Annotated in this window: 27 protein-coding genes; 9 read left to right on the top strand and 18 right to left on the bottom strand. The window is 62.2% G+C overall.

Translation table 11 applies throughout. The features are described 5' to 3' along the window. Nucleotides 1-67: 67 nt before the first annotated feature. Nucleotides 68-307, bottom strand: a complete 240-nt coding sequence (locus FJ973_RS12820) for a BrnA antitoxin family protein (protein WP_031250360.1) — start codon at nt 305-307, stop codon at nt 68-70. Nucleotides 308-523: 216 nt separating this feature from the next. Between FJ973_RS12820 and FJ973_RS12815 the strand changes: the two genes are divergently transcribed. The 3 genes from FJ973_RS12815 (at nt 524) to FJ973_RS12805 (ending at nt 2,019) form a co-directional block, all read left to right on the top strand. Further along, the gene (locus tag FJ973_RS12815) at nt 524-826 is read left to right on the top strand and encodes an accessory factor UbiK family protein (RefSeq protein ID WP_140516880.1); all 303 of its coding nucleotides are present in this window, start codon (nt 524-526) and stop codon (nt 824-826) included. Nucleotides 827-1,142: 316 nt separating this feature from the next. Next, nucleotides 1,143-1,643, top strand: coding sequence for a YbjN domain-containing protein (locus FJ973_RS12810; protein ID WP_127855850.1), 501 nt, complete (start codon nt 1,143-1,145; stop codon nt 1,641-1,643). A 16-nt stretch (nt 1,644-1,659) separates the two neighbouring features. Then, on the top strand, nt 1,660-2,019 hold the full coding sequence (locus tag FJ973_RS12805; RefSeq protein ID WP_140496010.1) for a tRNA-binding protein: 360 nt from the start codon (nt 1,660-1,662) through the stop codon (nt 2,017-2,019). 13 nt (nt 2,020-2,032) lie between these two features. On the opposite strand, the gene FJ973_RS12800 is transcribed toward FJ973_RS12805, so the two are convergent. The 4 genes from FJ973_RS12800 to FJ973_RS12785 form a co-directional block, all read right to left on the bottom strand. Next, nucleotides 2,033-3,055 (bottom strand): glycosyltransferase family 1 protein, encoded by a 1,023-nt coding sequence (locus FJ973_RS12800; protein ID WP_140556075.1) that lies wholly within the window; start codon nt 3,053-3,055, stop codon nt 2,033-2,035. A gap of 248 nt (nt 3,056-3,303) precedes the next feature. Then, nucleotides 3,304-4,719 (bottom strand): ATP-binding protein, encoded by a 1,416-nt coding sequence (locus FJ973_RS12795; RefSeq protein ID WP_140496008.1) that lies wholly within the window; start codon nt 4,717-4,719, stop codon nt 3,304-3,306. Nucleotides 4,720-4,767: 48 nt separating this feature from the next. After that, nucleotides 4,768-5,487: a response regulator transcription factor gene (locus FJ973_RS12790; RefSeq protein WP_140496007.1), complete on the bottom strand. Its 720-nt coding sequence runs from the start codon at nt 5,485-5,487 to the stop codon at nt 4,768-4,770. Continuing rightward, nucleotides 5,474-6,007: a MarR family transcriptional regulator gene (locus FJ973_RS12785; protein ID WP_181165219.1), complete on the bottom strand. Its 534-nt coding sequence runs from the start codon at nt 6,005-6,007 to the stop codon at nt 5,474-5,476. The genes FJ973_RS12790 and FJ973_RS12785 overlap by 14 nt, the downstream gene beginning before the upstream one ends. Before the next feature lie 258 nt (nt 6,008-6,265). On the opposite strand from FJ973_RS12785, the gene FJ973_RS12780 reads away from it, so the two are divergent. The 3 genes from FJ973_RS12780 to FJ973_RS12770 all read left to right on the top strand — a co-directional run bounded on the left by FJ973_RS12780 (nt 6,266) and on the right by FJ973_RS12770 (nt 8,429). After that, nucleotides 6,266-7,159, top strand: coding sequence for a branched-chain amino acid aminotransferase (locus FJ973_RS12780; RefSeq protein WP_140556073.1), 894 nt, complete (start codon nt 6,266-6,268; stop codon nt 7,157-7,159). Nucleotides 7,160-7,305: 146 nt separating this feature from the next. Next, nucleotides 7,306-7,620 (top strand): hypothetical protein, encoded by a 315-nt coding sequence (locus tag FJ973_RS12775; RefSeq protein WP_140496005.1) that lies wholly within the window; start codon nt 7,306-7,308, stop codon nt 7,618-7,620. Between the two features lie 170 nt (nt 7,621-7,790). Then, a complete protein-coding gene (locus tag FJ973_RS12770; RefSeq protein WP_140496004.1) occupies nt 7,791-8,429 on the top strand; it encodes an MBL fold metallo-hydrolase in 639 nt (212 codons plus the stop codon). Nucleotides 8,430-8,516: 87 nt separating this feature from the next. Here the strand turns inward: FJ973_RS12770 and FJ973_RS12765 are convergent, their stop codons facing one another. The 3 genes from FJ973_RS12765 to FJ973_RS12755 all read right to left on the bottom strand — a co-directional run bounded on the left by FJ973_RS12765 (nt 8,517) and on the right by FJ973_RS12755 (nt 9,877). Beyond that, entirely contained in the window at nt 8,517-8,939 is a 423-nt protein-coding gene (locus tag FJ973_RS12765; RefSeq protein ID WP_140516874.1) for a BA14K family protein, read from the bottom strand. Nucleotides 8,940-9,129: 190 nt separating this feature from the next. Then, nucleotides 9,130-9,342 (bottom strand): cold-shock protein, encoded by a 213-nt coding sequence (locus tag FJ973_RS12760; protein ID WP_006202521.1) that lies wholly within the window; start codon nt 9,340-9,342, stop codon nt 9,130-9,132. A gap of 322 nt (nt 9,343-9,664) precedes the next feature. After that, complete coding sequence (locus tag FJ973_RS12755; protein ID WP_006202520.1) at nt 9,665-9,877, bottom strand: cold-shock protein; 213 nt, start codon at nt 9,875-9,877, stop codon at nt 9,665-9,667. Nucleotides 9,878-10,458: 581 nt separating this feature from the next. Here FJ973_RS12755 and FJ973_RS12750 point away from each other — a divergent pair. Further along, nucleotides 10,459-10,863: a Kazal-type serine protease inhibitor domain-containing protein gene (locus tag FJ973_RS12750; RefSeq protein WP_140556072.1), complete on the top strand. Its 405-nt coding sequence runs from the start codon at nt 10,459-10,461 to the stop codon at nt 10,861-10,863. Nucleotides 10,864-10,941: 78 nt separating this feature from the next. Here the strand turns inward: FJ973_RS12750 and FJ973_RS12745 are convergent, their stop codons facing one another. The 5 genes from FJ973_RS12745 to FJ973_RS12730 form a co-directional block, all read right to left on the bottom strand. Continuing rightward, nucleotides 10,942-11,166, bottom strand: a complete 225-nt coding sequence (locus FJ973_RS12745) for a hypothetical protein (protein WP_140496001.1) — start codon at nt 11,164-11,166, stop codon at nt 10,942-10,944. 89 nt (nt 11,167-11,255) lie between these two features. Beyond that, nucleotides 11,256-11,393 (bottom strand): hypothetical protein, encoded by a 138-nt coding sequence (locus FJ973_RS30890; protein WP_181165218.1) that lies wholly within the window; start codon nt 11,391-11,393, stop codon nt 11,256-11,258. A gap of 42 nt (nt 11,394-11,435) precedes the next feature. Continuing rightward, the gene (locus tag FJ973_RS12740) at nt 11,436-11,717 is read right to left on the bottom strand and encodes a hypothetical protein (protein WP_140556070.1); all 282 of its coding nucleotides are present in this window, start codon (nt 11,715-11,717) and stop codon (nt 11,436-11,438) included. Continuing rightward, complete coding sequence (locus FJ973_RS12735) at nt 11,714-11,983, bottom strand: hypothetical protein (protein ID WP_140516870.1); 270 nt, start codon at nt 11,981-11,983, stop codon at nt 11,714-11,716. The genes FJ973_RS12740 and FJ973_RS12735 overlap by 4 nt, the downstream gene beginning before the upstream one ends. A 168-nt stretch (nt 11,984-12,151) precedes the next feature. After that, the gene (locus FJ973_RS12730; RefSeq protein ID WP_140495998.1) at nt 12,152-12,358 is read right to left on the bottom strand and encodes a cold-shock protein; all 207 of its coding nucleotides are present in this window, start codon (nt 12,356-12,358) and stop codon (nt 12,152-12,154) included. A gap of 323 nt (nt 12,359-12,681) precedes the next feature. Here FJ973_RS12730 and FJ973_RS12725 point away from each other — a divergent pair, with 323 nt between their 5' ends. Further along, complete coding sequence (locus tag FJ973_RS12725; protein ID WP_140516868.1) at nt 12,682-12,906, top strand: hypothetical protein; 225 nt, start codon at nt 12,682-12,684, stop codon at nt 12,904-12,906. Nucleotides 12,907-13,093: 187 nt separating this feature from the next. Further along, the gene (locus FJ973_RS12720; protein ID WP_140556068.1) at nt 13,094-14,728 is read left to right on the top strand and encodes a tetratricopeptide repeat-containing sulfotransferase family protein; all 1,635 of its coding nucleotides are present in this window, start codon (nt 13,094-13,096) and stop codon (nt 14,726-14,728) included. A gap of 51 nt (nt 14,729-14,779) precedes the next feature. Here the strand turns inward: FJ973_RS12720 and FJ973_RS12715 are convergent, their stop codons facing one another. The 5 genes from FJ973_RS12715 to FJ973_RS12695 form a co-directional block, all read right to left on the bottom strand. Then, on the bottom strand, nt 14,780-15,133 hold the full coding sequence (locus FJ973_RS12715) for a DUF1428 domain-containing protein (protein ID WP_140495995.1): 354 nt from the start codon (nt 15,131-15,133) through the stop codon (nt 14,780-14,782). 113 nt (nt 15,134-15,246) lie between these two features. Then, nucleotides 15,247-15,672 (bottom strand): glyoxalase/bleomycin resistance/extradiol dioxygenase family protein, encoded by a 426-nt coding sequence (locus FJ973_RS12710; protein WP_140524901.1) that lies wholly within the window; start codon nt 15,670-15,672, stop codon nt 15,247-15,249. Between the two features lie 154 nt (nt 15,673-15,826). Continuing rightward, on the bottom strand, nt 15,827-16,009 hold the full coding sequence (locus FJ973_RS12705; RefSeq protein ID WP_140556066.1) for a hypothetical protein: 183 nt from the start codon (nt 16,007-16,009) through the stop codon (nt 15,827-15,829). A 127-nt stretch (nt 16,010-16,136) separates the two neighbouring features. Beyond that, nucleotides 16,137-16,445 (bottom strand): HigA family addiction module antitoxin, encoded by a 309-nt coding sequence (locus FJ973_RS12700; protein ID WP_140556065.1) that lies wholly within the window; start codon nt 16,443-16,445, stop codon nt 16,137-16,139. 27 nt (nt 16,446-16,472) lie between these two features. After that, nucleotides 16,473-16,751, bottom strand: coding sequence for a type II toxin-antitoxin system RelE/ParE family toxin (locus FJ973_RS12695; RefSeq protein ID WP_140524899.1), 279 nt, complete (start codon nt 16,749-16,751; stop codon nt 16,473-16,475). Nucleotides 16,752-16,769: the final 18 nt, after the last annotated feature.

Below are 16,769 nucleotides of genomic sequence, written 5' to 3'. Positions count from 1 at the left end.
GTGGTCGGCCTCAAAGATCGGATCGGATCACCGCTTGCAGGCCCATCGCGCCGTGCGGGCGGTGAGCTCAATCCCTTGGCTTGGCGGCCACCAACTGCCGCAACGCGTCGTTGATCCTGTCCTGCCAGCCGGGGCCATCTTCCTGGAAATGATCGAGCACGGCCCGGTCGATCCGGATCGAAACAAGCTCGCGGACGTTCGGCGCGGCCGAAGCTTCGCGAATTGGCGGTGCCGGCTTCTTCACCGGTTTGAAGGCAGCTTCGGCGGCTGCCATCGGATTGGTCGGTCGGCGCGGAGGGGTTGCCATTGGTGACCCTGACTGAAGTGTGCTTGAGGCAATGCGAGACGAGAACACAATAGGCGAGCTGGCGCCCTCAAGTACAGCTCTGGCGCCCGTCTGAGAGCTTCTTACAGGAATGCTACGGCCATGCGCCATAGCAACGCAGACAGCGCGGCAACCCTCAACGTTCTTGCATTCGGCGCGCGGCACTACTAACTCAATTCCAGCAACCGAGGATTTGCCATGTCGACCGGACCGAACCGCATTCTCGATGAATTCGCCAAGCTGATGACCGATGCCGCGGGCGCCGCGCAGGGCGTGCGGCGTGAGGTGGAGACCGCCTTCAAGGGACAGGCCGAACGCATCCTGAATTCGATGGACGTGGTGCAGCGCGAGGAATTCGAGGCCGCGCGCGAAATGGCCGCCAAGGCCAGGGAAGAGAATGCTCGCCTTGTCGACCGCATCGAGGCGCTCGAGGCCAGGCTTGCCGAACTGACCGGGCAGGCCACACCTGCGGCTTCCGCAAAGCCCAGGCCGAAAAAATAATTCGTTAAACTTTTCCACAAAGCACCAGCCTGAAAAGCGCTTTGCCGTGAATCGCTTACCGGCATTGCGTGACTCTGTGTGACAGCGCCTTTCCACATGCGAATGACGCAGCGCGAAAAATTGGGCTGTTCACGCGACTCCCGATCAATAGACTGAATTTGTTGCATGATTCGGAGCAGGGTCATGCGCCGGGCGGTGGGGTCCGGTCTGGGGTCTTTGCGTCGAGAAGTCCTGGCCGTCCGAGTTCTAGATCAGATTGTTCGTCGTGTGTGCCCCGCGGAGCGTGTGGCGCTCCCCTGAACACAGGAAGCATTCCATGGAACTTCTCGAACTCGAATTCTCCCGCGAAATCCATCCGGTGGATGTCATTGAGCAGGTGGCCCACAACAATGACTGGTCCTTCGAACGGGCCGGCGACGACGAAATCTCGATCTCGGTCGCCGGAAGCTGGACCGACTATCACGTCTCCTTCTCGTGGATGGAGGATTTCGAGGCGCTGCATCTGGCCTGTGCCTTCGACATCAAGGTGCCGGAGGCGCGCGCGCTGGAAGTGATGCGGCTGTTGTCGCTGATCAACGAACAGATGCTGTTCGGCCATTTCGACCTGTGGGAGCAGGAAGGCGCGATCATGTTCCGCCAGTCGCTGCTTCTGGCCGGCGGGGTCGAGCCTTCGAGCCAGCAGGTGGAGGTGCTGCTGTCGTCGGCGCTGGAGGCCTGCGAATGCTACTTCCAGGCGTTCCAGTTCGTCGTCTGGTCCGGCACATCGGCCAAGGACGCGCTGGCCGGGGTGCTGTTCGAGACTTTCGGCAACGCCTGACCAAGATGCCTTCGACATGAGTTCAAGCAGCGAGCGCAAGCCCGAGATCAGTTTCGCCGATTTCGATCGTGTCGACATCCGTGCCGGCACGATCATCGAGGCCGAACCGTTTCCGCAGGCGCGCAAGCCGGCGTTCAAGCTCAAGATCGATTTCGGCCCCGAGATCGGGGTGAAGAAATCGTCGGCGCAGATCACCAAATATTATACGCCCGAGACGCTGATCGGCCGGCAGGTGTTCGCGGTGGTCAATTTTCCGCCGCGCCAGATCGGGCCATTCATGTCGGAAGTGCTGACGCTCGGCTTTCCCGACGAGGAGGGCGCCGTGGTGCTCGGCGCCATCGAGCGCAAGGTGCCGGACGGCGGGCGGCTGTTTTAGCCGAGAGGGAGCGTCAGGCGGCCAGCTTCCGCGTCGTGCCCAGCGCCTCCTGGACCGTATCGAGAAACATTTCCGCGCAGGCTTTCCAGCTGTAGCGCATAGCGCGTTCTCGCGCCTGGGCGCGGTCGACATCGAGGGCGGCGAGCGATGCCGCGCGCAGGTCGTTGGAGACCGCGCCGCCGAAGCCGTCGCCGACGATGTCGATCGGTCCCGTGACCGGAAAGGCGGCGACCGGCGTGCCGCTGGCCAGCGCTTCGATGATGACGTTGCCGAAGGTGTCGGTGCGGCTCGGAAAGACGAAAACGTCGGCCGAGGCGTAGATTTCGGCCAGTTCATCGTTGGGGCGGTGGCCAAGAAAATGCGCGGCGGGGTAGCGCGCCTTGAGCTTCGCCAGTTCCGGGCCCTCGCCGACAATCACCTTGCTGCCGGGCAGGTCGAGATCGAGGAAGGCGGAGAGGTTCTTCTCGATGGCGACGCGGCCGACACAGAGGAACAACGGGCCGGGGAAGCCGAGATCCTTCCTCTTGTCGGGCCGGAAATGATCGGTGTCGACGCCGCGCGTCCATGGCCTCAGCTTGTTGAAGCCGCGCGCTGCAAGATCATCCGCCAGCGACTGCGTCGCGACCAGCGTGCCTTGGCCGGAATTGTGGAAATCGCGCAGCCAGCGATAGGCCCAGCTTTCCGGCACCGGCAGCCGGGCGCTGAGATATTCAGGAAAGCGTGTGTGGTAGCTGGTGGTAAACGGCCGGCCGGCATTGCGGCAGTAGCGCCGCGCCATGATGCCGAGCGGACCTTCGGTGACGATGTGGATGTGGTCTGCCTTGTAGGCCTCGATCAGGCGCGCGACATGACCTGGCGTGGTCAACGCCAGGCGGATATCGGGATAGGTCGGCAAGGGCAAAGTGCGAAAGATGTTGGGCGTCAGGAAATCCATCGCGACATCGAACGATTTCAGTGTTTCGGTGAGCCGCTCCAGCGTGTGGACGACGCCATTGACCTGTGGGCGCCAGGCGTCGGTGACCATCAATATGCGCATGACGGGCCTTTGCTCGAAAGGTCGGCGGTTGCCTCGGCCCGATGCCCGGACGGCGACCAGCCTGCTGCCCTCGCTTCGCTCCAGCGCACCCGGGCGGGCACGGGATCGAAGTCAGACGGCGGGCTCGAATCAAGTGAGGTCGCGCGCTTCATGCGCGCTCTTCAGCATGGTTTCATGACGCGCCAATGAAATCGGCCGAACATGACCTCGTCCGGAAACGGTTTCCGCTTCCCGCGATTAAGTCCCTGTCAGGCCGGAACCTTGATCACGGCGCGCAAGCCGCCGAGCGGGCTGACATCGAGCGTGATGTCGCCGCCATGGCTGCGGGCGATGTCGCGGGCGATCGACAGGCCGAGGCCAGTGCCGCTGGCATCGAGATTGCGGGCCTCGTCGAGCCGCATGAAGGGTTTGAACACCTCTTCGCGCTTTTCGGCCGGAATGCCCGGACCGTCATCGTCGATGGTGACGACGAGCGAGCCGCGGCCATGATTGGCGGCCACCTCCACCGTCTTGGCGTAGCGGAAGGCGTTGCCGATGACATTCGACATCAGCCTGGCGAAGGCGTTCGGCCGCACATGCACGGTCGGATCGCCGGAAAGCGTCGTCGACAATTTGCATTTGCGCAACCGAGCTTCCTCGCTCAGCTTCTGGAAATAGGCTTCGAGATCGAAGCGCCCGGTGTCTTCCGAGGCCTCGCCACGGGCGAAGGCAAGATAGCCTTCGAGCATCGACTGCATGTCGTCGATGTCCTGGTTGAGCGCGGCCTTGGTCTCGGCCTTGCCGCCCGCCAGCGCCAGCTGCAGCTTGAAGCGGGTGAGGATGGTCCTGAGGTCATGGCTGACGCCGGTGAGCATGGCGGTGCGCTGTTCGATCTGGCGCTCGATGCGCTCGCGCATCTGGATGAAGGCAAAACCGGCGCGGCGGACCTCCTCCGCGCCGCGCGGACGGAAATCACGCGGCATCGGCCGGCCCTTGCCGAAGCTTTCGGCGGCTTCGGCCAGCGTCAGGATCGGCCGGATCTGGTTGCGCAGGAAGGGAATGGCGATCATCAGCAGCACCAGCGAGGTACCGACCATCCAGATCAGGAAGATGTGCGTGTTCGAAGCATAGGCCTGGCTGCGGCGCACGAAGACGCGCAACACCTTGCCTTCGAGCTGGACGCGCACCTCGATGATGTTGGAGTTGCCGACCGTATCGATCCAGAACGGCCGGTTGATCTGGCGGGTGATCTCGGCGGAGAGAACGTCGTCGAGGATGGAGAAGAACGGCTTTGGCCCGGGCGGCGGCAGCGGGTCGGGCGGCAGGAGGTCGACCTTCAACTGCATACGGTCCTGGGCGATGCGGATGATGTTGGCGTAGTCGGCGTCGTGCGGATAGGTCTCGATCAGGTCGATGATGGCGGCGATGTCGCGCACGGTCGCCTGCGACAGGCGCTGCGTCACGGTCGCCCAATGCCGCTCCATGAAGACGAAAGCGACCACCGATTGCAGCAGGATCATCGGCGCGATGACGATGATCAGCGAGCGCGCGTAGAGGCGCTTGGGCATGTAGAGCGAAACGAGGCGCCAGAACCGGTTCCAGACGCGCGGACCCCTCTTGAGCAGCCGTGTGGAGCGCGTGCTCAAGCCGTCAGATTCCGGCTGTTCCAGTTCCGTGGTCGCCATTCACCTTTCGCTCGCTCCGTGGCCGTCAGGCAGGCCGAAGGCGGTAGTCTATTCGACGCTGAGCCGATACCCAATACCACGGACCGTCTGCAGCCAGACCGGATTGGAGGGATCGCGCTCGATCTTGCGGCGCAGCCGATTGATCTGGACGTCGATGGTGCGTTCGCCGACATCCGATTCGTCGCCGACCAGTTCGTGGCGTGGAATGGTTTCGCCGGCGCGCGCGGCGAATATCGCCAGGATCTCCTGCTCGCGATCGGTCAGCTTCAGCGCCTCGCCGCCACGCTTCAATTCGCGCCTGGCGATCTGGAATGTGTAGGGACCGAAGACGAGCTGCTCCACCTTGGGCGTGGTCGCAGGGCCGCCGCGGCGCAGGATGTTGTTTATGCGCAGGATCAATTCGCGCGGATCGAAGGGCTTTGGCAGGTAATCGTCGGCGCCGGCCTCCAGGCCGGTGATGCGGCTGTCGGTTTCCGATAGCGCCGTCAGCATCAGGATCGGCACGTTCTTCTCGGCCCGCAGCGCCTTGGTCAGGTCGACGCCGTTTTCGCCGGGCATCATCACATCCAGCACAAGAAGATCGAAGTCGAGGCCGGCGAGCTTGCGCCGGGCTTCGCCCGAATTGCCGGCGACGGTGACGCGAAAACCGTTTTCGGTCAGATATTGCTTGAGCAGGTTGCGGATGCGGGTGTCGTCATCGACCACAAGCAGATGCGGCGCATCGTCGTCCGGTGCGGCCGCGTGATCAGCGCGTTCAGTGCTCTCCATGGCTTTTCCCTGACATTTTTGCGGACCCAACGTCGATCTGGGCTCTCAGTTCCGGATTGACCATTGCTTCGAGGAAGCGTTCCACCTGGGTCCGTTCGGCGGCTCCGGAATCTTCCAATGCAGCATGGATGCGGCGCGACTGTGGCCGTGCCAGCGCCAGCGCCAGCGCGCGGCCCTTGGCGGTCGGGTACAGTTCGCGCTGGCGACGGTCGCGCGGCCCTTGCAACTGCACGACATGGTCGGTGTCGATCAGCTGCTTCAGCACGCGCGCCAGGCTCTGCTTGGTGATCTTCAAGACATCGAGCAGTTCGGCGACCGTCAGGCCCGGCCTGCGGTTGACGAAATGCAGCACCCTGTGGTGGGCGCGGCCGAAGCCATAGTCGGCCAGGATCTGATCGGGATCCGAGGTGAAATCGCGATAGGCGAAGAAAAACAGCTCGATGAGGGCGAAATCAATGCCATCCTCGATTGACATCGCGGTCCTGATCGGTGTCCCGGCTGCTCGGCTTCGATCCGTCATCTTTTCTCCATGGGCAGGGAAGATTATGTCAGTACTATTGACGTAATTTCCCTGCAATGATAATTTTTGACAAGGTTTTGGGCGGATTGCGAACGAAAAGGCAAGACAGGCCGGGTTTTCCGGAACTTCCTGAGTTTGCCAGAGCACGATTATCCGCCTACCTTTCCAGACAGCGGCAGGCGCCCCAACCAGATGGCGCGGCCGACAAGAGCACGCAACGAACAACGATATGCGGGCTGCCGCCCGCGGGAGGTTACCATGGCATCCGTTCCCTTTGATCAACTCCACGGCTTCATCTGGATGAATGGCGAGTTCGTGCAATGGGGCGAGGCCAAGATCCATGTGCTGACCCACGGCCTGCACTATGCCAGCGCGGTGTTCGAGGGCGAGCGCGCCTATGGTGGCGAGATCTTCAAGCTCAACGAGCATACCGAGCGCCTGCATGAATCGGCGCGGCTGCTCGGCTTCAAGATCCCCTATTCGGTGGCCGAGCTCAACGACGCCTCCAGTACCCTGCTGAAGAAGCAGGGCTTCAAGGATGCCTATGTCAGGCCGATCGCCTGGCGCGGCAGCGAGCAGATGGGCGTTTCGGCGCAGAACAACCGCATCAATTGCGCCATCGCCATCTGGCAGTGGCCTAGCTACTTCGATCCGGCGCAGAAGCTGAAAGGCATACGTCTCGATATGGCTGAGTGGCGCCGGCCCGACCCGCGCACGGCGCCGTCCAAATCGAAGGCTGCAGGCCTCTATATGATCTGCACCATGTCCAAGCATGCCGCCGAGGCCAAGGGCTATGCCGACGCCATGATGCTCGACTGGCGCGGCCAGGTCGCGGAAGCCACCGGCGCCAACATCTTCTTCGTCAAGGACGGCAGGATCCACACGCCAAAGCCGGACTGCTTCCTCGACGGCATCACCCGCCGCACGGTCATCGGCCTCGCCAAGGACCGCGGCCTGGAGGTGGTGGAGCGCGCCATCATGCCGGAAGAACTCGAGGGCTTCGAGCAGTGCTTCCTGACTGGAACGGCAGCGGAAGTGACCCCGGTTTCGGAGATCGGGCCGTACCGATTCGAGGTCGGCGAGATCGCCAAGACTCTGATGAATGACTATTCTGCGGCCGTTCAGCCGAAGCACGCGATCGCGGCAGAATAACGAAAGTCACAGCTTTTCACGCAAGCAGGGGCGGTTTTCGGGCCGCCCCTTTTATTTCAGCGTTTCTGCATTTGACTTTCGCCGAATTCAGCGTCTCCATGATGGTGTCGGCCCGGGAGGCTGGCAGCTATGGAGGGACTGGTAAGATGGACATGAATACGCTTCTTCCGATCATCGTTCAGATCATTACAGGCATCATCGGTGGTCAGGCGGTCGGCGCGGCGATCAAGACGGCGGCGCTGGGGCAGCTTCCCAAGATCCTGGGCGGCGCCATTGGCGGCGTCGGCGGCGCGGCGATCCTCGGCAGCCTGCTCGGCGGCACAGTCGATCCGGCAGCGGCTGCGGCAGCGACGAGTGGTCTGGGCAGCGCGCTCAACCTGCAGAACATCGTCGGCGGCGCCGGCGGCGGCGCGATCCTGACCGGCATTATCGGCGCGGTCATGGGCGCCATGAAGAAGTAAGCCTGCGATCTCGGGCTGGCCAAATGGGCGGCTTCGGCCGCCCATTTCTGTTTCCAGAGCGCGCCGCATGAATGCGTTTCGACGCGACGCGCTTTGGAACGACCGATCCCAAGGGTGGACGCCCTTCGCTCGCGCCTCTACATCACGGCGTGAACATCGAAAGGACGATCATGGGTCAGCTCAATGCCGGCATCGTGCCGGTCACGCCTTTCCAGCAGAATTGCACGATCCTGTTCGACATGGACGACAAGCACGGTGTCGTCGTCGATCCGGGCGGCGATATCGACAAGGTGCTGGCGGCGCTGAAGGACAATGCGATATCGGCCGGCGCGATCTGGATCACGCATGGTCATATCGACCATGCCGGCGGCGCGATGGAGTTGAAGGAAGCGCTCGGTGTCGAGATCATCGGCCCGCACGAGGCCGACAGGATGTTGCTCGACAATCTTGAGAACCAGGGCGAGCGCTATGGCATTGCCGGCGTGCGCAACTGCGTGCCCGACCGGTTTCTCACCGAAGGCGAGACGGTCTCGTTCGGCTCGCATCTCTTCGAGGTGCTGCATTGCCCCGGCCACGCGCCCGGCCATGTCGTCTATTACAACCGCGCGGCCAAATTCGCCCATGTCGGGGACGTGCTGTTTCGCGGCTCGATCGGGCGCACCGACCTGCCGGGCGGCGATCATGCGGCACTCATCGCCTCGATCAAGGACAAGCTTTTGCCGCTCGGCGACGACATCGGCTTCATCTGCGGCCACGGTCCGGGCGGGCGTTTCGGCGAGGAGCGGCGGAGCAATCCGTTTTTGACGTGAAGCGCGTCGCGCCGAAGCCGGTGCCGGCTTGACAAAAAAGCGCCGGCCTTGCGGTCAGCGCTTTTGTTGAGGCAGGGAAGCCCTTGATCAGTTAGCGGTGCAGAAATGCTGCTCGCCGTCATTGCCGGTGAAGGTGCCGGTGCGGGCGTTGAAGGTGCGGTACCGGTCGGAGCAATAGTCGTACCAGCCGCGCGTCCACGGTTCGGCATAGCGGTCGGCGTAGACCACTTGCGGTTCGGCATAGTAGCGGCGGACCGGCGCCGGGCGAATCCGCACATCGCGATCGTAATAGCCATCATCGTAGTAGTCGCGGGGCGGCGGCTGCTGGTTGGCCAACGCACCGCCGATCAGCGCGCCGGCCGCGAGGCCGAGGACGCCGGCGGCAATGGCATCGCCATGGTCATGATGGTGGCGGTGACGCCAATCGCCCGCATTGGCCGCGGGCAAGGCCGCGAACGTGGTGGCAACCACTGCGGCGGACAGCACGGCTGTCTTGAAAATTCGGTTCATGTCGATCTCCTTCGTGCCGGCCCGTAAGAATTCCGGGGATGCGGTCCGGCTTTACGAAAGATTAATATGAGACCGTGGCTGAACGGGGGCTGAACGAATTTTTGCCTGACCGGAGGGCACGGGCATCAACTATCGAACGCTCCAGGGAGCGAAGCTGTCCTGCCAGAACAGCCGCCGTTCCGGAGCAGGCTCAGCCGATCGACAGGTTGACGGCCTTGGGACCCTTGCCGCGCTTGTCAGGCTCGGTGTCGAATGTCACTTTCTGCCCATCCTCAAGACCGGGAAGACCCGACGCCTGCACGGCCGAAATATGAACGAAGACATCCTTCGCGCCATCATCCGGTGTGATGAAGCCGAACCCTTTGGCATGGTTGAAGAATTTGACGGTGCCGGTCTGCGGCATGGGAAGCTCCTTTGATCCCATAAACTCCAGTCTCGGGCCGGCAAATGCCCGAATGGAAATTTGTCCTTTATTTTAGCGTCATCGGCAAGAGAAAGTTTTGCGGGCACTTAAAGCGCGTCGCGCTTTAAGTTTTCATTATGATGCATGTCGTTGACCCGACACCGGATCCACTTTGGGGCGACAGCATTTTTGCTGCGCTGCGACATGAAAAAGGCGCGACGAAAATCGCCGCGCCTTCAAAATTCGTTTGCCTCTTCCGAAGTCATTCAAGCTTCGGAGCCTCAGTCGCACGGCCAGGAAGGGCGTGCTGCTGGCCGATGGCTCAGGCGGCGCGGAGGTTGACGGCCTTGGGGCCTTTGCCCATCCGATCCGGCTCGACGTCGAAGGTGACCTTCTGGCCGTCGACGAGCGTGCGCAGGCCCGAGGCCTCGATCGCGGAAATGTGGACGAATACGTCCTTGGCGCCACCGTCGGGCGTGATGAAACCGAAGCCTTTGGTCGCGTTGAAGAATTTAACGGTGCCGGTCTGGGCCATTGGGGAAACTCCTTCACCCGTTCAGTCTTGATGGTCCTGCCCGCCACCTCGCGTCGAGGGCAGTTCCCGGTGGTAGCTTTCGGCAGTCATGCATTGGCGCATGGTCAAACCCCCCGCCGAAAAACGGGGCCGTCAGAGATTCACAGTATCGGGGAAAGGTCGTCCAAAACGTTCCGCTCTCCGGGTCGCAAATGCCCGAACACGGAATTTATCGCACGGAAAAGTGAAGGTTGCAAGATAGCGCCGCGGGCCGCCCCCGATGGGCGCGTCCCGACGCATGAATCGACCAATCCGAGCATCGACGCGCCGCAAATAGGCCTCGTTGCCTGAGGGGTCATCGGCCACAGCCCCGTCACGCATGGGCCAGCGGCGGCGACGGCTGGCGGTGCGAGGCGCCGGGATAATCCAGGCGACGTTCTTTTTAGCAGCCGGCTGCAAACGAGGGTTGCAATCGGCGATGGAATGCGGAGGATCGCAACAGCGCGACTGGTTTGAGCCTTTGCTTCGTGAATATCATTGTCCCGAACAGCTGCGTATTTGGAGCGGCACGCAGCGAGGCGAGGATCGAGGGAGAGACGATCATGAGGTTTCTTGCGGCAATCTTCTCGCGACAGGGTTTTGTCGTCCTGTTCCTGTCGGCTGTTCTTGCCGCCTGTACAGTGGTCGTCGACGACGGCCCGGGACCGCGGCCACGGCCGCCGCGGCCGGGACCGCAATTCTGCACCAAACAGTACGAGCCCGTCTGCGCCCGGCGCGGTGGCGACCGCCAGACCTTCGCCAATGCCTGTCTTGCCGACCGGGCGGGTTATCGCATCGTGCGCGACAGTCCCTGCCGTGACGGCGGCGAGGGTGGCGGCGAGCAGACTTTCTGCACCCGCGAATACGCGCCGGTCTGCGCCCGGCGCGGCGGAGAGTTGCGAACCTTCCCCAACGCCTGCGAGGCACGCGCCGCCGACTACCGCATCGTTGGCGGGGGCCGCTGCTGAAAGGCCGGGTGTTCGTCTTTTCCGCACCTTGGGAAAACGCGGATGCCGTCTAAAACAAATTTCGGGGACGTGTGACGGTCACAACGCGGATGGATAGGCGCCGTCGGCCGGCCCGGAGTAAAGCTCGCTGCCGTGCTCATCGCAGATGCGCACGCGATCGGGGATTTGCGGCATTGCGAGCGTATGGAAGAGCGCGGTGGCGCCCTGCCAGGCTGCGCGCAGGGTAGGGGCTTCCAGCGACACCTTGTCGAGCGTCGCTTCCTCGGCTTCGCGCGATCGGTAAAACTCGATGACGAAATTCAAGGACGCCTCCATGATGCGTTGTTCCGCCAGGGAGATTCTCCGGCAGGAGATTCTGCGGCAGGGATGGGCGCGGAAGAAGTCGTCCGCGATCAGCTCTTCGATTTCGGCTTCAGGCCGCTCTCGGCCTGCTTGACCGACGAGCCGAACGGGGAGGCGGGCTTGGCCACCACCTTGTCCTTCTTGGGCTTTCGTGTTTCGCGGTTGCTGCGCTGTTGACCCTTGGCCATCTTGTCTGCTCCTCGTGCTGGTGGTCTGGCGGCGCCGGGGTCTCAGACCGCCGGATTGTTGCCAACAGTCGGATTGTCACCAATCGGATTGTCGGCTGGTTCGAGATTGTCTTCCGTGGTGACCCGCTCGTGGGTCTCCTGCTCGCTGCGGATGCGGTACTGCGGGGAGCCGTCCTTGACCGGCAGCCTGCTCTTGATCTCGAACAGCTCCGCAGTCTTGTTGAGGAGCCCTGTGCGGCTCTTCATGCGCACGGTCTGGCCGACGGCGAAGAGATGCGAGGGCGTGTCGGTGCGCGGACGCGCATTCTGCTGGAAACGGATCATGCTGCATTCTCCCTGTCGCGCTTCAGCGCTGTTTCGAGGTCCAGGTAATCGATGGCGACGAGTTGACTGGTGGTCGGGTTTTTCACCGCCCTTGCCGGCAAATGGATGAAGGTGGCGACGCGGCGCCAGGCAAGCCGCGACATGCCCTCGATCAGCTCTTCGTCGTGATCGATGTCGTAGTCGCCCGCCGGCAGTTGCCCTTCCAGCCCGCCGAGTACGAAAGGAGCCATGAAATGTGCGACGGAATGGGTCGTGCGGTCCGGCATTGTCCTGCCTTGATGTTTTAAGCCCTGTGGCGACATGCGAGGCGGAGAGCCTCAAAGCAAAAAAGCGGGGACGAGCCCCGCTTTCCTATTTCCGGCAATCGCTGGAAATAAGCCATTTTCGAGAGCTGCCAGTACATCCGTGGTCAGCGGTCATCGAATTCGGCCGGATCAGATCAGTTGCAAATTGGCGGCCGACTCGCGGCCCTTGGCATCACGCTCCAACTCGAATTGCAGCTTCTGGCCTTCGGCGAGGCCAGGAAAGCCCGCGCGTTCCAATGCGCTGACATGGACGAAAACGTCCTTACCGCCGTCGGTTGGTTGAATGAAGCCAAAACCCTTCTGGCCATTGTAGAATTTCACGGTTCCGGTGTTCATGGGTGTCTTTCGAAGAATGAGAACGGTCGCGGAGCAAATGCGCCGCGTTGCCGATATCGATGATTTGGAATGAGATTGGCGGGTCGAGAACCTCTGACGCCGCGAAATGCCAATTCTGGCCCAAACGCTCATATATATGTAGCTCGACTTTGCATAGTTTTCAAGAAGATTTGGAAAAATAAGTAAGCCAAAGGAAAAAAATTGCTGGTTAATTTGAAAAACTCTGCTATGGTTTGATGATATTTTCCAAAAATTCTCAAAAAATCATTTTGGGGTCCGCTCCCGAAATTTGCGTTTTATTTCTCCAAAAAAGGACAAAAACCATGGTTTCTGCGAGAAGCTCACGAGGCAATACCACAGCGATCAACCCGCCCATCAGGCCGGCCACTGCATATGCCGTCGCCATCGGGCGTACCGGCAAACCTATGATCGTCAAGTCGGCGCGGCTGACCGTCAGGAGCGACGAGGCGGAAAGGCGGACGATCGCCGATACTGACGGAACGGTTCGGCGCGCCAGGCAGACGGCCGAGACCAACCGGCTGATTTGATCTTGTCCGCGCCGATGGCAAGCGCAAGAAACCAAGCAAAGCCTTGAACCCGCCGCGCCAATGGCCTAGATCGCGGCAGGCGGACAAACACGGCAGGTTTCCCATTAACAGAGATCAGAGACGAGCGGCGGGTGCTGGCGCCAACTCCGGCTCGGGCGGACAGCCGCCGTCGAGTCTCGACCGGCATGTGCAGAGGGCGCTGCAACTGCATCAGGCGGGGCGGCGGCAAGAGGCCGAGGCGCTCTATCGGCAAGTGCTGACGCACAAGGTCAACCATGCGGCGGCTGCGCATTTTCTCGGTCTTTTGCTGCACCAGACCGGGCGCAGCGCCGAGGGGCTCGGTCTCCTCGAGCAATCAGTGCGCTTGCAGCCGAAGAATCCGGATTTCCTCAACAACCTCGGCACGGTGATGCGCGATCTCGGCCGTGTCGCGGCGGCCGCCGACTTCTTCCGCGGCGCGGTGGCGCTGCGGCCGGACCAACTCGCGGCGCGCGACAATCTCGGCTCGTCACTGAAACAGCTTGGCCAGTTCGAGGGCGCCGAGGAGATCTATCGCGGCACGGTCGCGCGCAATCCCTTCCATTTCCGCGCCCGCATCGGGCTTGCCGAAACCTTGCAGGAAGCGGGGCGCCTGGACGAGGCGCTGGCCGTCTTCCGCGAGGCGCTGTCGATCCGTCCGAAGGACGCCGAACTGCTGCACGGGCTGGGCGTCGGGTTGATGGAAAAAGGCGAGCTCGACGAGGCGGCCGACCTGTTCCGGCAGGCGCTGGCGGCCGATCCCGGCATGGCGCGCGCCTGGCTGATGCTGACGCAGGTCAAGCGCCAGAAGGAGCGCGATCCCGAATTGACCGGGATGGAGGCCCAGCACGCCAAGGCGCTGCCGGACAGCCTGGCGCGCATGCAGCTTGCCTTCGGCCTCGGCAAGGTCAACGACGATCTGAAGGATTATAACAGAGCCTTCGACTATTTCGCCGAAGGCAATGCCATCCGCCGCAAAGGCATCGACTACGACGCGGAAAAGACACGCGCCGAATTCGAGGCTATGAAAACGGTGTTCGACAGGGATTTCTTCCAGAAGCACAGGCCGAGCCCGATCTCCGACGATACGCCGATCTTCGTCGTCGGCATGCCTCGTTCCGGCACGACGCTGGTCGAGCAGATCATCGCCAGCCATCCGCAGGTCTACGGGGCCGGCGAGCTCGGTATCCTGAAGACGGCGGTCGGCAGGCAGTTCCCGGCGACCATGCCCGGCGGCTTCCCCTGGGGCGTTTCGGATGCGCCCGATACGGATTTTGCCGAGGCGGGACGCGCCTATCTCGACATGCTGCATGCCCGCTATCCGCACATGCGCCACGTCACCGACAAGATGCCGGGCAACTTCCTGCTTGTCGGCTTCATCCACATGATGATGCCAAAGGCCAGGATCATCCATTGCGCCCGCGATGCGGCGGCAACCTGCCTTTCGATCTACAAGGTGCATTTCCGCGGCGACAGCCACCGCTACGGCTATGATCTGGGCGAACTCGCCGATTTCCACAATCTCTACACGGACATCATGGCGCATTGGCACAAGGTGCTGCCTGGCGTCGTGCACGATGTGCGCTACGAGGATTTCGTCGCCGACCAGGAAGGCCAGAGCCGGGCGCTGATCGACTATCTCGGGCTGCCATGGGACGATGCCGTGCTGTCGTTCCACCAGACCGACCGGCCGGTGCGCACGGCTTCCGCCGCGCAGGTGCGCCAGCCGATGTATCAAGGCTCGGTCGACCTGTGGAAGCGCTACGGCGACAGGCTGAAGCCTCTGCTGGACAGACTGGCTTAATGCGGCTCGGCATTTCCGGCGGAGCGCTCCCGCTCCGCCCAAGTGCGTTGCCTACAATTCCATGAACGTCTGGAATCCGCCGAAGATCATGCGCTTGCCGTCGAACGGCATTGTCGACATATCCGGCTGCAATCGTGGATCGGCCATCACCTTGGCCATGACCGCGTCGCGGTCCTGCCTGGATTTGTAGACGATCCAGGAAAAGATGACGACTTCGTCGTCCTTGGCCTGCACGGCGCGTGGAAACGACGTGACCTCGCCATAAGGCACATCGTCGCCGACGCACTCGACATAGGCGAGCGCGCCGTGTTCCTTCCAGACGGCGCCGGCGGTGTTGGCCAGCTTCTTGTAATCGTCGAGTTTTGCCTTTGGCACGGCAAGCACGAAACCGTCGACATAGGACATGGCAATCTCCTTGTTTGCTGCATCCGGCGCCGGGCCGGCAGGGATGCGACCCGGGGCAGGTGGGCGCGCACTTCTCGCCGAGAGTGCTGACGCCCGCTATCGAATTGCGACGGTTATTGCTCCACTGGAGCGTTCATCGCCCATGCGACTCCGAAAGGGTCCTTCACCTGGCCCCAGCGGTCGCCCCAGAACATCACCTGCAGCGGCGTCACGATCTCGCAGCCGGCGTCGACCGCGCGCTGCCACCAGCCGTCGATCTCGTCGCTGCCGAGATGAAGCTGGAGTGTGTAGCCCTGCGGCGCCTGGTGCGGGTGGCCGTGCTCGGGATAGGCGTCGCCCAACATCAACGTCGAACCGTTGATGTGAAGATGGATGTGCATAGTGCGGCCTTTTTCGTCCGCAGGGTAGAAAAAGACCTGCTTGGCGCCGAACGCCTTCTGGTAGAATTCTGCGGCCTTGAAGGCGCCGTCCACCTGCAGATAGGGAGTCAATCCGCCGAGCACTTTCGCCTTGGGCTGAACAGGGGTCTGGTCGGTCATTGCGTGTTCCTCTTCACGTTTGATTTGGCCTTGCGGACCATAGGACGCGCGAGGTGACGGCGGTCCTACATGGGCTTGAAATTTTTCTCGTGGGCCGGGCCCGGACTGGCCGGGCGACCGGCGAACTCCAGCAATAGACGCATGGCTCGGCCGCTCATATGACCTTGGCCGAGACGGCGGCTGAGCGGCGGCTGTTCTGCGCGTCGAAGAGCTCCGGAAAGCCAACGTCCTTGCGCAGTTCGGCGGGGAGCGAAAGCAGGATGCGCTCGCTACGATGGCGGGCACGCGCCGCCGCATATCGGGTTGCGATGCGGCCGATGGAGGAAAGGACGGACATGATGCATTCTCCCTGGGTTGGCGCCGGCATCATCGTGTCGGCATCCCAAGGACGAGGCAGGTTCAGGCGATCCGACAGGTCGTCGATTTTTCTCGCAGCGTTTAATTTCTCATTCGAGCGCCACCGCCTACGCGACCTTGAGCGTCGGAATAGCCGAAACATCCACCTCACGTTCGGCATGCCAGGCATCGAAAGCTGCCTGCATGCGAAGCCAGATCGCGGCTCCATCGCCGAACAGCTTCCCAAGGCGGGCGGCCACAGCCGGTGAAACCGGCTTCTTTTCGCGGATGATATCATAGAGCTGCTGCCGGGAGATGCCGAGCAGGTTTGCAATTTCCACCTTGGTCTTTCCAGTTGCCGGGATAATGTCCCCAAGCAGCGCTCCCGGGTGGGAGGGACAGCGCTCGATAGGACGCGTCGGCTCGTGCACGCTCATTGGTCGAACTTCTCCAATCTGGCCGCCTCAGTGGTATTGCTCGAAATCGACGCGGGCGGCGTCCTTGCCGTCGAATTCAAACGTGATGCACCACGGGCCGTTGACGTGGACCGTGTAACGGATGGGATCGAAGCCTCTCAGCGCATGGAAGGCAAAGCCAGGAAGGTTCATCTCCTCCGGCTTTTCTGAAGCTTCCAGGCGGTCAAGCCGGACAAGAACGCGCTTGTGCATCTTGGTGTCGATCTTGCCGGTTTTCCCGGCTTGAAAGAGCTCTGACAGGGCCTTGTTCCTGAAAGACTTGATCATGACGTATGTAAACAGATC

It is taken from the genome of Mesorhizobium sp. B2-1-3 (assembly GCF_006442495.1).
Taxonomy (GTDB): Bacteria; Pseudomonadota; Alphaproteobacteria; order Rhizobiales; family Rhizobiaceae; genus Mesorhizobium.
This window is presented reverse-complemented; position numbering and strand designations above follow the sequence as displayed.

Excerpts from the sequence above, each read along its gene's own strand:
- FJ973_RS12820 (WP_031250360.1), bottom strand. The coding sequence starts at position 307 with ATGGCAACCCCTCCGCGCCGACCGACCAATCCGATGGCAGCCGCCGAA.
- FJ973_RS12815 (WP_140516880.1), top strand. The coding sequence starts at position 524 with ATGTCGACCGGACCGAACCGCATTCTCGATGAATTCGCCAAGCTGATG.
- FJ973_RS12810 (WP_127855850.1), top strand. The coding sequence starts at position 1,143 with ATGGAACTTCTCGAACTCGAATTCTCCCGCGAAATCCATCCGGTGGAT.
- FJ973_RS12805 (WP_140496010.1), top strand. The coding sequence starts at position 1,660 with ATGAGTTCAAGCAGCGAGCGCAAGCCCGAGATCAGTTTCGCCGATTTC.
- FJ973_RS12800 (WP_140556075.1), bottom strand. The coding sequence starts at position 3,055 with ATGCGCATATTGATGGTCACCGACGCCTGGCGCCCACAGGTCAATGGC.
- FJ973_RS12795 (WP_140496008.1), bottom strand. The coding sequence starts at position 4,719 with ATGGCGACCACGGAACTGGAACAGCCGGAATCTGACGGCTTGAGCACG.
- FJ973_RS12790 (WP_140496007.1), bottom strand. The coding sequence starts at position 5,487 with ATGGAGAGCACTGAACGCGCTGATCACGCGGCCGCACCGGACGACGAT.
- FJ973_RS12785 (WP_181165219.1), bottom strand. The coding sequence starts at position 6,007 with ATGACGGATCGAAGCCGAGCAGCCGGGACACCGATCAGGACCGCGATG.
- FJ973_RS12780 (WP_140556073.1), top strand. The coding sequence starts at position 6,266 with ATGGCATCCGTTCCCTTTGATCAACTCCACGGCTTCATCTGGATGAAT.
- FJ973_RS12775 (WP_140496005.1), top strand. The coding sequence starts at position 7,306 with ATGGACATGAATACGCTTCTTCCGATCATCGTTCAGATCATTACAGGC.
- FJ973_RS12770 (WP_140496004.1), top strand. The coding sequence starts at position 7,791 with ATGGGTCAGCTCAATGCCGGCATCGTGCCGGTCACGCCTTTCCAGCAG.
- FJ973_RS12765 (WP_140516874.1), bottom strand. The coding sequence starts at position 8,939 with ATGAACCGAATTTTCAAGACAGCCGTGCTGTCCGCCGCAGTGGTTGCC.
- FJ973_RS12760 (WP_006202521.1), bottom strand. The coding sequence starts at position 9,342 with ATGCCGCAGACCGGCACCGTCAAATTCTTCAACCATGCCAAAGGGTTC.
- FJ973_RS12755 (WP_006202520.1), bottom strand. The coding sequence starts at position 9,877 with ATGGCCCAGACCGGCACCGTTAAATTCTTCAACGCGACCAAAGGCTTC.
- FJ973_RS12750 (WP_140556072.1), top strand. The coding sequence starts at position 10,459 with ATGAGGTTTCTTGCGGCAATCTTCTCGCGACAGGGTTTTGTCGTCCTG.
- FJ973_RS30890 (WP_181165218.1), bottom strand. The coding sequence starts at position 11,393 with ATGGCCAAGGGTCAACAGCGCAGCAACCGCGAAACACGAAAGCCCAAG.
- FJ973_RS12740 (WP_140556070.1), bottom strand. The coding sequence starts at position 11,717 with ATGATCCGTTTCCAGCAGAATGCGCGTCCGCGCACCGACACGCCCTCG.
- FJ973_RS12735 (WP_140516870.1), bottom strand. The coding sequence starts at position 11,983 with ATGCCGGACCGCACGACCCATTCCGTCGCACATTTCATGGCTCCTTTC.
- FJ973_RS12730 (WP_140495998.1), bottom strand. The coding sequence starts at position 12,358 with ATGAACACCGGAACCGTGAAATTCTACAATGGCCAGAAGGGTTTTGGC.
- FJ973_RS12725 (WP_140516868.1), top strand. The coding sequence starts at position 12,682 with ATGGTTTCTGCGAGAAGCTCACGAGGCAATACCACAGCGATCAACCCG.
- FJ973_RS12715 (WP_140495995.1), bottom strand. The coding sequence starts at position 15,133 with ATGTCCTATGTCGACGGTTTCGTGCTTGCCGTGCCAAAGGCAAAACTC.
- FJ973_RS12710 (WP_140524901.1), bottom strand. The coding sequence starts at position 15,672 with ATGACCGACCAGACCCCTGTTCAGCCCAAGGCGAAAGTGCTCGGCGGA.
- FJ973_RS12705 (WP_140556066.1), bottom strand. The coding sequence starts at position 16,009 with ATGTCCGTCCTTTCCTCCATCGGCCGCATCGCAACCCGATATGCGGCG.
- FJ973_RS12700 (WP_140556065.1), bottom strand. The coding sequence starts at position 16,445 with ATGAGCGTGCACGAGCCGACGCGTCCTATCGAGCGCTGTCCCTCCCAC.
- FJ973_RS12695 (WP_140524899.1), bottom strand. The coding sequence starts at position 16,751 with ATGATCAAGTCTTTCAGGAACAAGGCCCTGTCAGAGCTCTTTCAAGCC.